We start from the raw sequence: 17,681 nt of genomic DNA on the forward strand, positions 1-17,681 counted from the left end.
AGGAGTTAGTGCCTAAAGCATGGCCAGAGAATGCTCGAGGATACGCTTGTGATATTTGCCAGATGACGTCGTTATGAGGTCTCTGGTTTTTTGTCGTTGGCGAAAAAGTCGAAATATTTTATAAAACCCCTTGAAGATGGAAATAATTAGATGGTCCAAGATTTCTGCACAAACCGGACGAAAGATCATGATCGCTGCATAACCTTAATTTCTCCGGAGGAACCATTTATGCCTACCACAACCGAACAACTTAGAGAGCGCGCGCACGAGCTAGCGCTCCAGCAACAGATCAAGGCCACAGCCGGCAGGTCCGGTTATATAAAAAAACAATTCGATGCCGACATCGCAAGTATCCGAGCTTTCGTCGCTTTGCTGCAGGACGAACCGGCCGGCTGCGGCCAGCAAGCCGAGGAATGGCTGCTCGACAATGCGGAGTTTATCGAGGAACAAGCACTTAACATGAAGATGCATTTGTCCGAGTCATCTCTTATCCATTTGCCAGGGCTGCGCGGAAAAGAACGATTGCGTATCCACGCGCTCTGTTTGGCGTATCTAGATCAAGTGGATGGTATCCTCGACGAGGGAACGCTTCTGGCTTTCCTAGGAGCTTACCAGGAAATATCCGTGCTGACGCTGGCTGAGACCCGATTGATACCGATCATGCTCAAGGTCTCGCTTATTGGGAAAATTGCCGAAACCATGGCATTGGTACGGGAAAGGCGGGAAGTGTGCAGTCAGGTTCTACAGCTGCTGAGGCAGATAGAACCGGCTGGACTAAGTGCCGAAACGATTGGCACGACGATGGAGCAAGCAGGCCAAACCATCCCATTGTCCGGCCCATGGGTTGCGCATCTCATCTGCCATTTAAGGGAATGGTCAGGCGATTCGGCTGTTGTACGGGAATGGCTCGTTTGTACGTACGAGAACGGGTCGGACGATCTTGACCGAATCGTCACGTACGAAGCCAAGCTCCAAGCCGCCTATCAGTTAAGGGCAGGCAACCTTATTACGAGCCTGCGCAGCAACGAGCGCAAGGACTGGGTGGAGCTGTTCGAGGCGATCAGTCTGCTCGATCGCACGATGCGAGAGGATGCGACGGGGCTTTATCCCCGCCTGGATACATCCAGCAGGAATGAGATCTTGAACCGCATTGAGGATATCGCAAGACGCCTGCGAGTGCCTGAGAGTCTAGTCGCGCAGCAATCGCTCGAGCTTGCCAAGCAAGCGTATGAAAGCGGCCATGCGAATCCGTCACTTATAACGGAGAATACGTCTCCGGGAAGCGAGCATCCGAACGAAGGACTGACGCGTCAAGCGTTTGCCGCGTTTTACGTCTTCGAACCGGCAGGAGTAAAGCGCTTGGTTCAAGCGTTAAAGCATTGCAGCAAGCCGCGGAATATACCGTTCAACGGCGTAACCAGAAATGCGCCCAGGAACTATGTTTCCACCATGCTGGCACTGTTCGTTCTGTTTCTGGTCGCCGCTGCGGCTTGGGTCATCGATTGGCATTCGATAACGAACATCGGCGTTGCTGCGGTATTTCTTGCCCTACTATTTCCGGTAAGCGAGTGGGTCATGACCAGCCTGAATTTCGGAATCGAGCGTATCTGCCGGACCAAGCCGCTGCTGCGTTTCGACTATTCGAGCGGGATTGAGGCCGAAGCTGCGACAATGGTTGTCATACCGGCCATATGGTCTACGGTCCAAGAGGTGGAGGAGCTTGCCGACCGGCTCGAGATTCACTTTTTAGGAAATCGGGACCCGAATATTCATTACGCATTGTTGGGCGATTTCGCCGATGCCAGAGAAGAACGCCTCCCCTCGGACGAGTTGCTTATCGCCGCGGCCAAAGCCCGTATCGACCGTCTGAATCGCATGTACGGGGATAACGGCACGACCTTCCATTACTACCAGCGAGTAAGACAGTGGAACCCCGGCGAAAGCAGGTTCATGGGCTGGGAGAGAAAACGGGGCAAGCTGGTCGAATTCGTTGAATTGCTGCGGGGCAGCGGAAATACCAGCTACGAAATCGCGCACGGCGACCAAAAGGTGCTGCCCGATATTCGGTATATCATTACCTTAGACGCCGACACCCAGCTACCGCTCGGAAGCGCGCAGCGGCTGATCGGTACGCTTCATTTTCCATATAACCGGCCTCGCTTAAACAAGGAGGGCACAAGGGTCGTGGAAGGCTATGGCGTCCTGCAACCGCGGATTGGCACCAGCCACGAATCTGCCATGCGTTCCCGGCTAGCCCATTTCTGGTCCGATCCGGGCATCGATCCTTATGCGTTCACCGTCTCCGATCCTTACCAAGACGTGTTCGATACCGGCATCTTTACGGGGAAAGGGATTTTCGACATCAATGTATTCGCACAATTGCTTGGCGAACGCATCCCGGACAATACCGTGCTTAGCCACGATTTGCTTGAAGGCGGATTTCTGCGGGCAGGGCTCGTATCCGACATTGAGCTCATTGAAGAGCATCCGTCCACATTTCTGTCTTTCCAAAAACGGATGCATCGATGGGTACGGGGGGACTGGCAGCTGCTGTGCTGGCTCCGGGTCAAGCTGTGCGACCGGCGCGGAGAGCTGCGGCCAATCGATCTGTCTCTGCTCACCCGGTGGCAGATCATAGATAACCTGCGGCGCAGCCTTCTGCCTATCGCGCTGTTCGTGCTGTTTGCGCTGGCCGTGACCGTTTTGCCCGGATATCCGGTACGCTGGATGGTTTTCTTGTTTCTTACCATGCTGCTTCCCTTAATCAGGCAGCTAGCCAACATGAATCCGGAAGGTACGCAGCCAAAGCACGTGTTGTCGACATTGGTGATTGCCGGCATTGGATTCTGGACGCTTCCGTTTCAGACGGCCGTGTTGATGGATGCGGTCTTCAAAACGTTATATCGCATGACCATAAGCAAGCGCGGGATGCTGGAATGGACCAGCTTCTCGCAGACGGAACGCAGCCAAGACCAGACGCAGCGCAGCATGATTCTCGGCGGCAGGGGAGGCTTCTTATTAATTCTGCTATTCGCGGCCTTGGCCGTCGTCCAGCCGAGCAGACCTCTTATGTGGTTCGGACTGGCCCTTTGCCTCTTCTGGGCGCTTGCTCCGCTAGCCGTGCGCTGGCTGGATCAACCCGTGTTCAAACCGGAGCTGCCGCTTGAAGCGGCCGACTCGGAAAAGCTTCGCAGCCTGGCGAAGGAAATCTGGCAGTTCTACGAGGACTTTGCGGGGAAAGAAGATCACTTCCTTCCGCCGGACAACGTGCAGATCGAGCCTCCGAATGGCGTTGCTCACCGAACGTCACCTACCAATATCGGTTTCCTTTTAACCGCAGCCTTAGCAGCGAGAGAGCTCGGTTTCATCACAACGACAATGCTCGTGGAACGGCTGGAACGTACGGTCGGGGTGATTGAGCGGATGGAGAAGTGGAACGGCCATTTATACAATTGGTACGACACCTCGACGCTGGAGCTGCTTCGTCCGGCTTATGTCTCTACGGTAGATTCCGGCAATTTCGTGGCCAGCCTGATGACCGTCAAGCAGGGGCTGATTCGCTGGCTCCAAGAGGACGGGTGGGGCAAAGGTTCCCGACGGCGGGCGCCAGCCCAAGCAGCTGCCGGTGGGACGGAGTTCGCCATGGAACTGGATCGCATCCAACCGGAGGACATTTACGATGCGCGGCAAGAAGCGCAGCATGCCAAGCAGGATGAACCAGCGACGGCGATGAACGCTTGGATCGGCCAAGGTTATGAGCTTGTCGATCGTTTGGAACGGCTAATCGTTTCAACGGATTTTAGGCAGCTTTACGACGACAAGGCTAAACTGTTCGTGCTAGGCTTTCATGCAGATTCGGGTCAACGGGAAAAGATTCTCTACGATTTGCTCGCATCGGAAGCCAGGCAGACGAGCTTCGTCGCCATTGCGCTCGGTCAAATTTCGGTCTCCCACTGGCTGGCGCTTGGCCGCACGGCCAAGAAGCAGGGCGGCCAAGCCACGCTGATCTCCTGGTCCGGCACCATGTTTGAATACATGATGCCTTGGCTGATCATGCGAACGTATCCGGGCACGGTCTGGGACAGTACCTACCGCGGTGTCGTGCAGCGTCAGATCGAATTCGCCGAAGGACGCAGCGTGCCATTCGGCATCTCGGAATCAGGGTATTACGCGTTCGACTATCAGTTGAATTACCAATATCGCGCCTTTGGCGTGCCGGGGCTAGGTTTTAAACGCGGGCTCGAGGAGGACACGGTCGTGGCGCCATATGCGACAATCATGGCGCTTCCGTTCGCGCTGCGCCAAGGCTTGCAAAACTTGGCGCGTTTGGATCAGCTCGGCATGCGAGGGCAATACGGTTATTACGAGGCGATCGACTTCACCGCAAGACGCATGCCGCAAGGAGAATCCCACAAGATTATCCGCAGTTTCATGGCGCATCACCAAGGCATGAGCCTGCTGACGCTGGCGAACATGCTGGTACCGTCTTGCATGATCAACTATTTTCACGCGGATAAACGCATTCAGGCTGCCGAATTGCTGCTAATCGAACGGATTCCTCCCAAGTCGGCGATCCTGAGTCGAGAGCTGCCGGGCAAGTCGCGCAGCGGCAGCGAAACCAAATCGTCCCAAAACGACCCGCTCCGCGAATTCGCGGCCGTGCCGGCGCCATTGCCTGAGGCGAATGTCCACGGGAACGGTTCGCTAACGACGGTACTGACCGAAACCGGCGGCGGCTTTATCCGGTATAACGGGCTGGATCTGACTCGCTGGCGGGAAGACCCGGTGACGGATCCCTGGGGCAGCTTCATCTATGTTCGCGACGTGGAGAAGAATGTCAGCTGGTCCCCGTCTTATCTGCCATGCCGCAAAAAGACGGAACGCGCAAGCGTGCAGTTTCGGAAAGAGCGCACGACGTTCCTCCGGGAGGATGACGGTCTGTCGACGAAGCTAGAAGTGACGGTATCGGCCGAACATAATGCGGAGCTCCGCCGATTAACGTTAACCAACGCGACGCAGGAAGCGCGAATTATCGAAATAACGACGTATATGGAGCTTGCTATGGCCGCGCACAACGCGGATAAGGCGCATCCCTCGTTCACCAAGCTTTTCGTCCAAACGGAATTTGCCGCGGAAGCACAATGCCTGCTCGCCCGCAAACGCCCGCGCAATGATGGCGAGTCGGCCTTATGGGCATTTCACACGCTTCGGGTTGACGAGGATCAAGGAGAAGCTGAATTTGAGACCGACCGTGCTGCCTTCATTGGCAGGGGACATACGCTTGCCAATCCACGCGGGCTGGATGCCCGGCTAGGAGGCACCTACGGTGCCGTTGCGGATCCGGCGTTTATTATGCGCAGGCGAGTGCATCTAGAGCCTGGAAGGCAGATCAGCCTGATAGCCGTAACGGGTGCGGCCGAGAGCAAAGAACAGGCGCTTGAAATGGTCCGGCAGCTGTCGTCGGCCCATCAAGCAGAACGTACTTTCCAGATGGCATGGACGCGAAGCCAAATCGATCTGCAGCATTTTCACATGAACGAACAGGATGCGTCCGCTTACCAGCTGCTGGCTGGACGGATCCTGATTGCATCGCCGCTGCAACCAGAGCAGGAAGTAAGCATCGCCGCGAACAAAAAAGGCCAGCCGGGATTATGGGCGCATGGCGTCTCCGGCGACAGGCCGATCGTACTTGTGAGCATCGCGGACACGTCGAGCCTGCCGTTCATGAATAAGCTTCTGGTCGGCTATGAATATTTGAGCCGGAAAGGATTGAGCTTCGATCTCGTAATTTGGAACGAGTCCCCAGGGGGCTATCAGCAGGAGCTTCGCGATGCGCTGCAGCGGATTATCGAACGGTACGTGCATAACGGTGGCGCCGGCGTACATATCGTCGCGGCATCCGAGCAATCCAATGAGGACAGGCATCTGTTGTTCGCGGCGGCGCGGCTGCTGCTGCATGCGGAAGGACCAAGCCTGAGAGCCCAACTCCTGCCTCGCGAACCGGAAAGCGCCGAGCTATTACCGAAACTGGCCCCCATTGCTCAACCAAGCAGCTTTTCCGACAAGCCTGCGCGGAACGAGAGCGCGGGTCTGTTCTTCAACGGGTATGGTGAATTTTCGCCGGATGGCAGCGAATACCGGATTGCGCTGCGTAACGGACAGCATCTGCCCGCGCCATGGATCAATGTGATTGCGAACCCGAATTTCGGCTTCCTGGCTTCGGAGCTGTATACCGGACAAACCTGGTGGAGAAACAGCCGGGAATGCAAATTGACGCCGTGGTCCAACGATCCCGCCCTGGATCCGCCAGGCGAAGCTGTCTATATACGGGATGAAAGGAGCGGCGAATATTGGGGCATGACGCCTTCACGGAAGTTGGAATCGAAGACGGTGTATAACGTATCGCACGGACAAGGCTATTCCCGCTACGAGCACGAGAGTCATGGTCTATCGCATGAGATGACGGTGTTTGTTCCTCTGGACGATCCCGTTAAGATTATTCGGCTGCGCTTGACTAATGATACGCACGACGTACGGAAACTGTCCGTAACCTACTACGCCGAGTGGGTTATCGGCGTGAATCGCGAAGAGAATGCCTCCAATATCGTTACGGAATGGGACCCGCAGCATCGTATCCTGCTTGCTCGCAACTCCTATCAGGACACGTTCCGTAACGCGACACCGTTCCTTGCCATGCATCCGCGGGTCTCAGAGCCGACCCAGTCTTGGACGGGAAGCCGTTTATCATTCATCGGGAGGGAAGGCGACCTCGAAGATCCGGCCGCCATGCGCAAAGCCCATCTTTCGGGAGAAACGGGACCGGTGCATGATGCATGCGGAGCCGTTCAAAGCGTTATTTCGCTCGAACCCGGCGAGGATCGAGTCGTCTATATCCTGCTTGGCTGCGGCGATTCCCGCGATTCCGCCACTCGGCTGGCCGGAAAGTACGGAGAGGCGGATGCATGCGAACAGGCTTATCAGGACGCTCGCGCCTTCTGGAAAGACGTGAACGGCACGATCAAAGTGGCAACGCCTTCTGCCGAAACGGATATTATGTTGAACAACTGGCTGCTCTATCAATCGTTGTCCTGCCGAATGTGGGCGCGTACGGCGTTCTATCAGGCGGGAGGCGCATTCGGGTTCCGCGATCAGCTTCAGGATTCGCTGTCCATGCTTCATGCCCGGCCGGACATGACGAGGGCGCAGATCATTCTCCATGCGTCGCACCAGTACCGAGAAGGGGATGTGCAGCATTGGTGGCACGAAGAGACGCACCGCGGTATCCGCACGCGATTTTCGGACGATCTGCTCTGGCTGCCGTATGCGGTTATCCGTTATCTGGAGCATACGGAGGATGAGAGCATTTTAGCGGAAATTGCCCCTTATCTGCAGAGTGAGCCATTGAATGAAGACGAGCATGAACGCTATGAGGAGACGGTGCTGTCGCAGGAGAACGGTTCGATACTCGAGCATTGCTTCCGTGCGATTGATCGCGCGCTTCGCTTCGGCGAACATGGGCTGCCGCTTATGGGCATCGGAGATTGGAACGACGGAATGAGCAATATCGGACCGAAAGGACGCGGCGAGAGCGTATGGCTTGGTTGGTTTCTGGGCGAAGTGCTGCGCGGCGTTGCCGGAATCTGCGAGAGGCATGGCGAACGGGAACGCGCGGAACTTTATCGGATCGCGCGAAGCAAACTGGAGACGGACATTCAGGAAGCAGCCTGGGACGGAAATTGGTACCGCCGTGCGTTCACCGACGACGGCGAGTGGCTCGGTTCCGTACGCAACGCGGAATGCCGGATCGATGCCATCGCCCAATCCTGGTCGGTCATCTCCGGCATGGCGCCGAAGGAGTCCGCGCAGCAGGCGATGAGATCCTTCGACCGGGAGCTGGTCGACCGGCATCTTGCCGTCGCGCATATTTTGACGCCGCCATTTGACAAGACCAAGCCCAGCCCGGGTTATATCCAGGCCTATCCGCCGGGCATTCGGGAGAATGGGGGCCAATACACGCATGGCGTCATCTGGAGCATTGTAGCATGGAGCATACTCGGGGACGGGGACAAGGCATTCGAGCTATTCCATATGTTTAACCCGATCACGCATACCAAATCCTCATTTGACGCCCGCACTTACGTAGGGGAGCCTTACGCTATGACGGCTGACGTCTATACGGAACAGCCGCACCGCGGACATGCGGGTTGGACGTGGTATACCGGTGCTGCGGGCTGGATGTATCAAGCGGGTATCGAGTGGATATTAGGACTGAAGAGAAGGGGACGCAAGCTTCTTATTCAGCCCTGCATCCCTGCGGAATGGCCGGAGTTTACCGTTACGTATACGTACAAGCGCACAGCCTACCGGATCATCGTCCGCAATCCGTTGCACAAATCCGGCGGCTGCACAGCATTATGGATCGACGGAAAACAAGCCGATCTCAGCAAGAATCTTTTGGACGAAAGTCCGTTTATCATGCTGGAGGACGACCAATTGGAACACGTGGTCGAACTGACTCTATAGTCCGCTGCAGGGAACATGCGCATTGCGCATCCGTAACGAATGATGTCCCGAAGAGGCCGTAAACTTGCGGCCTTTTCGGTATTTCTTTTGTTAATCCAGCCTTATTATTTAAACGAGGAGAGACCACCCAGATGAGATCGTTATCCTCTCGAAACTTATGGAAAATAATCGGCATTTCCGCCGTTTTGTCGACTCTGCTGCTTATCGCGGGGTTTGGTATCGCCGTAAAGGACATGCTTTATCCTAAAGGAGAGGCGTTCACGGGGAGCACGAACATGCCGTCGCTGCCGGCGGGAGGCAGGCTGAGCGAAGGCAAGGAAATTGCGATCACCTCCATCGGAGACTCGCTGACGAAAGGAACCGGCGACGCGTCTGGCGAGGGTTACGTCAAACAGATGGTCGCGCTGCTGAAGCAGAAATACCCGGATACTTCCGTCCGGCTCAACAACAATTTGGCCGTCAACGGGTTGAAGGCTTATCGGCTGGAGCAGCTTCTGAAAACCGATAGCGGCTATAGCTTCGCGCTCAAACAGGCGGACGTAATCGTGTTTACCATCGGCGGAAACGATCTGTTCCAGATCGCCTCGGGCACAAGTTCGAGCAAGGCGGCGGGCGAATTAAACCTCGATAAGCTGAAGGCCGAATTGCCGCAGGGCTTGAACCGGCTGTCGAATGTCGTGAAGCGGCTGCATGCGATCAATCCCAATGCGCAGGTCGTGTATGTCGGCTTGTACAATCCGTTCTACGATATCCCGGAATATCGGAGCGGCTCGCTTCAGATTCAGCAGTGGAACGAACGGGCATATGCGCTTCTTCACCAATACCCCAATATGACAATGGTCCCCACGTTTGATTTGTTCGAGAACGCAATCGGCAGGTACCTGTCGTCGGATCATTTTCATCCCAATCATAACGGGTACGCTCAAATCGCTGCCCGCATCGTTCAAACATTGGAATAGGAGGGAACGTTCATGCAACACGCGAGACAGGAGGAGAGGCAGACGGCCCATCAGGACGTCGTGCTGTTCGTCCGCAACGTCAAGAAACAAATCGGCGGCAAGCCGATCATCAAAGACGTAACTTTCGAGGTTCGCGCCGGCGAAATCTTCGGGTTTCTAGGGCCGAACGGCGCCGGAAAAACGACGATGATCCGCATGCTCGTCGATCTGATCAAGCCGTCATCGGGAGAAATTCTAATCTGCGGCGATGACATCGGCCGCCATCCCGAAGCCGCGCTGCGCCACGTCGGCTGCATCGTCGAAAATCCCGAAGCCTATTCCTACCTGACGGGCTGGGAAAATCTCGAGCATTTCGCGCGCATGCAGCGCGGCATCGATAACGCGCGCATTCGCGAGGTCGTTGCTATAGTCGGCCTCGACGCTCGCATCCACGATAAAGTAAAAACGTATTCGCTCGGCATGCGGCAGCGGCTCGGCATCGCGCAGGCGCTGCTCGGCCGGCCGAAGCTGCTCATCCTGGACGAACCGACAAACGGGCTTGATCCGAAGGGTATCAAGGAGCTGCGGGAATTCGTCCGCATGCTTGCGAATCAGGGCATGAGCCTGTTCATTTCAAGCCACCTGCTGAGCGAGATTCAGCTGATGTGCGACCGCGTCGCGATCATTAGCCACGGCAAGGTGCTGGCCGTCGGCACGGTGGACGAGCTTATCCACGGCGCGGACAATTACGTGGTCTGGCAATTCGAACAGCCGGACGCGGGGCGGCGCCTGCTCGCGGGCGAGAGCGACGTTGAACTCGTTCCGGAGCACGAGCACCGGATCGACGAGAGCTTGCTCGCGGGAATGAGAGAGGCGCTCATCACGGCGATGAACCCGGATCGGATCGCTACGCTGGTCGAGAAGGCTGTGGGCGCAGGCATCGGCATCTTGTCGGTGCACAGCGTCGCGCCGACGCTGGAGCAGTTATTTTTACGAATGACGGAAGGTGAAAGCATTGGATAGACTACTGCCGCTCATTCAAAACGAGACGCTCAAAGTCTGGAAAAAAAAGCGGTTTTTCGTCATCGTGCTCGTGCTGCTGATCCTCATTCCGATCTTTACGTACGCGCAGCTTCGCATTACCGAGACGAACAAGAAAAATTTTAAGGATTGGCGCAATCAGCTCATCCAACAAATCAACGAGTACCAGAATATGCTTTCGAGCGACAGAATCCCGGACGAATGGAAAAATTCGCGGCGGGTTGCCGTGCAGCAGCTACAGTATTACCTGGATCACGACGTCAATCCGAACTCGCCGGACGGCGTTACGTTCACTCGAAGCTTCCTGTCGAACGCGGTAACGCTTTTCTTCCCATTGCTCGTACTTGCCCTCGCTTCCGATCTCGTATCGGGCGAACGTACCACGGGCACGATCAAGATGTTGTTGACACGGCCCGTGCGCCGATGGAAGATCCTGTTCAGCAAACTCGTGGCGCTCAGCCTCTACGTATCGTTAATCATTGTGGTCAGCGCCATCCTTTGTTATCTTATTTCTGGCGCGGTATTCGGTTATAATGGGTGGGGCATTCCTGTATTTACAGGCTTTGTAATCAAGGGATCTTCGGTCGATAGCAGCTTCGCGCACGCGATTCCTCAATGGCTATATCTGCTGATGGAAGCAGGTTTAATCTGGGTGTCGTCCATGACGGTGGCCTTGCTTGCGTTAATGGTGTCCGTGCTCGTGCGCAGCACGGCCGCGAGTATCGTGACAATGATGGCGGCCGTCATTTCCGGAACGCTCTTATCGAACATGTCTTCTTCCTGGCACAGCGCCAAATTCATCTTCTCCGTGAATCTGCAGCTGACGGATTACTTGGCGGGTTCGCCTCCGCCGATCACGGGCATGACGCTAGGCTTTTCTCTTGTCATATTGGCCTGCTGGGGGATTGCTTCCTTGGCTGTTTCATTCTCCGTCTTCATGAAACAGGACATCTTGAATTAGAATAGTGCGTCAATAACCGTTATACTGAATAAATTAAATTACGGAGGTGATCTAATGGATATGTTGAAAGGCATTGGAAAGCTGGCGGGCGATTTTACGGGCAGAGTGCTTGGTGGTACGGTGCGCGTTGCCGGGGAACTTGTTCATAGCGATTACATTAAGGAGATCGGTAATGATGTGGAAAGAGTGACGGCAAAGACAGGCGAACTTGCCGGCCAAGCGGCGAGCGGCGTATGGGATGTTGGCGCAGGTCTAATAACGGCAGATAATCAGCAGGCCAAGAGTGGAATCGATGATCTTGGAGATGCGGTTGCGACTGCGGTCAGAGGGGCTGGCCAAGGAATCGAATACGTTGTCGAAAGCGGAAAAGACGTTGTGACAGGCATTAAGGAAAATGATAAGCAGCTGATTAAAGATGGCGCCAAGAAACTGGGTAAAGCGGCTGCAGTATCCATAATCGCTGTCGGTGTAATCGACATAGTGGATGGTCCGGATGGCATGGAGACATAAGAGACAGCCTAATAACCTATATAACATCAAAACGACAGCTGACGGCTGCCGTTTTTTTATTTAATCGAATGTAGGACATGTAACGATCGGCGAAAGACGGCCGGCTTGCGCTTGGGAGCTTTCTTTTTTGGCCATACTGGCTAGTAGTGTGAGACAAACAGCGGGAGGCGCAAAGAGCATGACAATTTTGCCGATACATGAACGACTAGCGGAGTTGTGGATCATTCGCGGTAGCCGCCATCTGACCGGGGAAGAGCAGGCTGACTTCGACCATTGTCTAGCCGTAAATGCTATGCATATTAGACAAATGGCCAATTTGTACAATCTATCGCTGGCCGCGTCCATGTCCGGGGATGTTGAATGGCAGCACGAGATATGCCAAAGGCTGGAGAAGCTGGGCGGCCGGCTGCCGGGCTCTCCCCATTTATAGCGGATGCCCGTCGCTCCGCCAACGGACAGAGTTATTTCAAATTCACTAAAAGCCGCGAATTTCGCGGTTTTTAGTTTTTTAATTTCTACATGGTGTTTCAAACTTCCTTATAGAGGTTATATCTTGAAAAGAAGCAGCATTCATCTTTTAATGCCAGCCTCCATATAGGTCTTGTTGAACACTTGCTCCTTTTGTTGGCCCATGGAGCAAGTGTTTATTTTGTTGGGATACACTAATTAACATAAGGGGGAATTTTCGATGAATAAACAATCGTTGGATTTCATAAAACAAACACTTGAAGGGTTAAAGCATAGGACAGCTTCTGTACTGGAGGAGGGACTGATCGAGCATGTTATTCTGATGCTGGACAGAAAGTACCCAGCGCATCTGTTGGAAGACAAATCAAATCTTCATACATAATTGCGCATTCTTTAATCCAGCCTAATATGAAGGATGGTGAAATGGAATGGAATCAAAATTAAACAATGAACCGACCCACTTCAATAATAATATCGAATTGGATTCGGATGCGAATGAGGACCCTGGGCGTGAGCGGCAATTGGATTCTTCTTTCGAAGAGTGGTACCGGAATATCGGGCATTGGGAAAAACAAAAATTAGAAATAACACAGGTTCCGAAATCTAATGTATTTGATGTCGCAGCCAATATGGATCAAGAAGATGAATAAAAACAGCGCGCTGCCTGCGAAGGAGGGGGACCATGAAGGAACAAGAAGCATCTTCGCAACAAGAACAGAATCAGAAACTCAATGGTAAATTCACCGAAAACTACGAATTTAACCACCGGAATAATGAAGTTGCCAAAGCTCAAAAACAAATCGCATCCCAAGAAACTGCGGGAGTAATAGAACAACCCTAAAATCCTTGTGGGATGACAGAGCATGGAAAGCGAGGAACGTAATTTATGTCCAATAAAAAGAACTACTATTCATTCGAAGATCCATCCGGAACTACTATTGAGTATCGGGCCACCAGTCTACAGCAAGCTATGGTGATCAAGAAAAAGTTGGCCTTAGATTTGGGTATTTCCAAGGATGACTTTGAATTAACGAATATTAGCAAAAAACGAAGTGCGAATAGCGATCATTCAAACGAATGACAAAGAAGTAATGTAATCCGACAAGCACATAGATGCATTCCAAACCGCGTTTTACGCGGTTTTTTTATTATATGGATACAACTGATCGTCCTTTCCAAAAGACAAGATAAGGATTATTTTTCGAACACAAACCTATCATTCGTTCTCTGCTTTCTAACGTTTTTTGACTATTTTACAGAACGGGCTTGAAGTAAAATATTCCTGCACATCAGTAAGATTGTTATAAATTAAAAAACCGAGGACGGGAGGGTTGCGGAGCGTTTGTGAACCGGCAGTTGAACAAAGCAGGCATAAGCAAGAAGCTTATGCGAATAAATGAAAGCGTTTTATTAATCGAGGATGGAAAGGACGGATGAGATTGTATTTAATACGAAGAATGTTCGCTTTAGTGGCCGTATTTATTGCCTCCTGCATGTTTTGGCACGCGTCCGCGCATGCGGAGCAGCCATATTCCTCTTACTGGTTTCCGAAGGACCTGCTGAAATGGTCTCCCGAGACGGACAAGGACGCCGCGTTCAACAAGTCGGGAATACCGCTGGCCAGCCGGTATACGGGCTATCAGGTAAATCCGAACGTTACTTTAAATCCTAAGCTGGTAGCGCTTTCATCAATGGCCGATCATACGAGCGGGACGCCATCGCAAGGCTCGGATCAATTTAATGCGTACGCTTTTCAATATTGGCAGTATACCGACATGCTCGTCGATTGGGCAGGCTCCTCAGGAGAGGGGATTATCGTGCCTCCGAGCGCCGACGCGACAGACGCCGCGCACAAGAACGGCGTTCCGATTCTTGGCACGATTTTCTATCCTCCGACCGCATACGGCGGAACAATCAATTGGGTGAACGACTCCTTGGTGCAAAATCCGGACGGCTCGTTCCCTTTTGCGGACAAACTGATCGAAGTTGCGAATTATTACGGGTTCGACGGCTGGTTCATCAATCAGGAGACGGCCGGAGGGAATACGGCAACCGCAACCAAAATGCAGCAAATGCTCAAATACTTGCAGGCCAAAAAGCCCGAAAACATGAAAATCATGTGGTACGACGCCATGATCAACAGCGGATCCGTTTCGTGGCAAGGCGCGCTTAACGCAAGCAACAAAATGTTTTTCCAGGATAACGAAAAAGTTTCCGACAGCATGTTTCTCGATTTCAGATGGAGTACGAACAGTTTGAGTTCTTCGAACTTGGCGGCGACGAGCCTGGGCAGAAGTCCGTACGACTTGTATGCCGGCATCGATGTGGAAGCAAACGGATACAATTCCTCCCCTAGATGGAGCTCCATCTTCCCATCAGGAGGTCCGGCAGTTACTTCACTCGGCTTGTATCGCCCCGATTGGGCATACAAATCGTCAACCGGGCAGGCGGACTACTATGCAAGAGAGAACCGGTTCTGGGTCGGACCGAACGGAGATCCGCGGCGTACGGCTCCCGGAACATCATGGCCGGGAATCGCGAATTATATCTCGGACAAAACACCTGTTACGAGTCTGCCGTTCGTAACGAATTTCAATACGGGGCAGGGGCATATGTTTGCGGTTAACGGCGAAGTGCTGCGAAGCACGGACTGGAACAACCGCAGCCTGCAGGACGTAATGCCGACTTGGCGCTGGATCGCGGACAGCGCGGGCACGGCGCTGAAGCCGGATATCGATTTCGCAACCGCTTATTACGGCGGAAGCTCCCTTAAGGTATCGGGCAACCTTAGCCCGGCAAACGCCACGCAGATCAAGCTGTACAAGACCGATCTGCCGGTAGATTCAAACACGAAGCTGGGCATTGCGTTCAAATTGGCGGACCCGAGCCTTACCGCATCGCATATGCAAGTTGGAATATCTTTTTCGGATGATCCGAATCAGTTCGTATACCTAGATGCGGGAGACGCTCCGGGAGGAGCGTGGACCACGACGTCGATACCAATCGGACAATATGCCGGTAAACGGATTGCCGGCATCGGGCTCGGCTTCGCGAGCGACATGGTTATCAGCGGCTACGCCGTCAATATCGGGCAGCTGTCCGTATCGGGCGAAGCCGGGCAGCCTTCGCAAGCTCCCAAGCCGAGTGCGCCTGCGATGGAGAACGAGTTTACCGGAGGCATTATCGCGGATGCCCGGTTGACATGGACAAAGTCGGACCCGGATGCCGCGTTGTACGAAATCTATCGTCTGAAGCCGGACGGTACGCGCGAATTTCTCGGCGCAACGCCAAACGACGCTTATTACGTATCCAAAATTAATCGGATCGGCAAAGAAATGCAAACGACGCTGCAAATCGTCGGGATCGATCGCGAATACAGGCACGGCGCTCCGGCGACCGTCACTCTGAACTGGCCGGAATATCCGAAGCCGGTGGCGGACTTCACCGTAAGCCAGCGGTATGCCGCTCCGGGTCAGCCGATCGACTTGATCAATCAATCGTCGGAAACGGCTGAATCGGTCAGCTGGGATGTACCGGGAGGCCATGTAGATAACAGCTCGGGACATCCGGTAGTCACCTATGACCAAGAGGGGACTTATACGATTACACTGACCGCCTCGAACAGCTCGGGCGAAGACGTGCATTCGGAGCAAGTTCACGTGACATGGGCGGTATCGGGCGGCTTGTCCAATCTCGCGCTGAACAAGACGGCAACTGCCAGTTCAACGTGCGCATCGTCCGAAGCCGCGAAATTCGCTTTTGACGGCAATTTGAAAACCAAATGGTGCGCCAACGTCGGCAGCGGGCCGCACTGGGTAGTGAGCGATTTAGGCGCCAATTTTGCAATAACCGACTTTGCGCTCTCACATGCCGAGCTTGGCGGCGAAGCGGTCAGTATGAATACGTACGATTATAAAATCCAGCTCAGCGACGACAAAGTGAAATGGAGGGACGTCGTCGACGTACACGGGAATACGAAGGGGCTGACCAAGCATTCGATTGACCTGTCGGGAGCAAGGTATATCCGGCTGTGGGTGACGAAACCGACCAGCACGAGCGACATTGCGGCCAGGATCTACGAATTTGAGATCGACGGGTATTCGATCAATCCAGCGTTTTTAAGCCTCAATAATGCGTCAAATGCCGGGGATGTGCTGAGTCTGCTCAGCTCTCCTGCATCACCGGGGCTCCATTTGGATTTGACAAAGATGAATCTGCTAAGCAGCGACGGCAAACTCGCCGTTGCCGAGGCGATCGTGAGCGGCAAGCCGGTAAACGGTTATTTCAGCAGCGCCGCGATTCAGCGGGTAATCAATCAAGCGGTGGCAGGACTGGATAAGACGGCTCCCGTAACGAAGGTTACAACGGTTCCTTCCGATCCGGACGGGCAAAACGGCTGGTATGTACACCCGGTCGAGCTACAATTGACGGCTTTGGACGATTTGTCGGGCGTAGTAAAAATGGAATACAGCGTTGACGGCGGGGTGACCTGGTTGACTTATTACAGACCGGTCAAGCTCAATGAAGACGCGGCGACCACCATCGTCTACCGCTCAACGGACGCCGCGGGAAACATTGAAACAGCCAAAGAAAGCCTTATTAAATTGGATATGACAGCGCCAGCGGTAACCGCTTCGATTAATGACGGAGAAGTGTTCACGGATGACCAAGTGATTATACCGCAAGTTATCGTCGCGGATGCGGGTTCCGGCGTGGATGCGAACAAAACGATCGTTACGCTGGACGGCGTGCAGCTTCAGCCGGGAGAAACGTTGGAGCTCAGCAGGCTCAAGCTCGGAACCCACGTCCTGATTGTGGAGGCAAGAGACATTGCGGGTAATGTCGGTACTTTTACAGTTCATTTTCAAACGAAGGCAAGCATCGATTCCTTGCATGCTCTGGTAGACAGATTCAGAGCGGACGGATCGATTGACAACGAGGGTATCGCAAACAGCTTGCTGAAGAAGCTTGAGAATGGGAAATTAAACAGCTTCGTGAACGAGGTAAGCGCACAAAGCGGAAAGCATATTTCAAGTGAAGCGGCGGCATGCTTGCTTCGGGATGCTGCTTTCCTCATCAATCAGCAGCAGTAAGTTCAAAATGGAACCGGCTCTATGCTTCATCGCCGGTTCCTTTTTCATCATGATCAGCTTCCTTTTCCCAAATAACTTGCAGGAAAGCGAAACAATAATTTCCAGACAGCGTCTATATCTTCGACTATACAAACTGTGATGGGGTAA

10 protein-coding genes are annotated in these 17,681 nt (G+C 53.7%); all 10 read left to right on the forward strand.

What is annotated here, in order from left to right:
- The first annotated feature begins 228 nt into the window (after window positions 1-228).
- The 10 genes from WFK81_RS07430 to WFK81_RS07475 all read left to right on the forward strand — a co-directional run bounded on the left by WFK81_RS07430 (window position 229) and on the right by WFK81_RS07475 (window position 17,534).
- Window positions 229-8,523, forward strand: a complete 8,295-nt coding sequence (locus WFK81_RS07430) for a GH36-type glycosyl hydrolase domain-containing protein (RefSeq protein ID WP_336785818.1) — start codon at window positions 229-231, stop codon at window positions 8,521-8,523.
- 131 nt (window positions 8,524-8,654) lie between these two features.
- A complete protein-coding gene (locus tag WFK81_RS07435; RefSeq protein ID WP_336785819.1) occupies window positions 8,655-9,482 on the forward strand; it encodes a GDSL-type esterase/lipase family protein in 828 nt (275 codons plus the stop codon).
- A 12-nt stretch (window positions 9,483-9,494) separates the two neighbouring features.
- A complete protein-coding gene (locus tag WFK81_RS07440; protein ID WP_336785820.1) occupies window positions 9,495-10,484 on the forward strand; it encodes an ABC transporter ATP-binding protein in 990 nt (329 codons plus the stop codon).
- Window positions 10,477-11,463 carry an ABC transporter permease gene (locus tag WFK81_RS07445; RefSeq protein WP_336786437.1) on the forward strand — a complete coding sequence of 329 codons (987 nt, stop codon included), beginning with the start codon at window positions 10,477-10,479 and terminating at the stop codon, window positions 11,461-11,463. The genes WFK81_RS07440 and WFK81_RS07445 overlap by 8 nt, the downstream gene beginning before the upstream one ends.
- A gap of 54 nt (window positions 11,464-11,517) precedes the next feature.
- A complete protein-coding gene (locus WFK81_RS07450; protein WP_336785821.1) occupies window positions 11,518-11,973 on the forward strand; it encodes a hypothetical protein in 456 nt (151 codons plus the stop codon).
- 178 nt (window positions 11,974-12,151) lie between these two features.
- Window positions 12,152-12,403 (forward strand): DUF7667 family protein, encoded by a 252-nt coding sequence (locus tag WFK81_RS07455; protein WP_336785822.1) that lies wholly within the window; start codon window positions 12,152-12,154, stop codon window positions 12,401-12,403.
- A gap of 258 nt (window positions 12,404-12,661) precedes the next feature.
- Entirely contained in the window at window positions 12,662-12,823 is a 162-nt protein-coding gene (locus tag WFK81_RS07460) for a hypothetical protein (RefSeq protein ID WP_336785823.1), read from the forward strand.
- Window positions 12,824-12,869: 46 nt separating this feature from the next.
- Window positions 12,870-13,091 (forward strand): hypothetical protein, encoded by a 222-nt coding sequence (locus WFK81_RS07465; RefSeq protein ID WP_336785824.1) that lies wholly within the window; start codon window positions 12,870-12,872, stop codon window positions 13,089-13,091.
- Window positions 13,092-13,123: 32 nt separating this feature from the next.
- Complete coding sequence (locus WFK81_RS07470; protein ID WP_336785825.1) at window positions 13,124-13,282, forward strand: hypothetical protein; 159 nt, start codon at window positions 13,124-13,126, stop codon at window positions 13,280-13,282.
- Between the two features lie 616 nt (window positions 13,283-13,898).
- The gene (locus tag WFK81_RS07475) at window positions 13,899-17,534 is read left to right on the forward strand and encodes an endo-beta-N-acetylglucosaminidase (RefSeq protein ID WP_336785826.1); all 3,636 of its coding nucleotides are present in this window, start codon (window positions 13,899-13,901) and stop codon (window positions 17,532-17,534) included.
- The last annotated feature ends 147 nt before the right edge of the window (window positions 17,535-17,681 follow it).

Origin of the sequence: Paenibacillus sp. MMO-177, assembly GCF_037147795.1 — a bacterium.
GTDB lineage: Bacteria > Bacillota > Bacilli > Paenibacillales > Paenibacillaceae > Pristimantibacillus.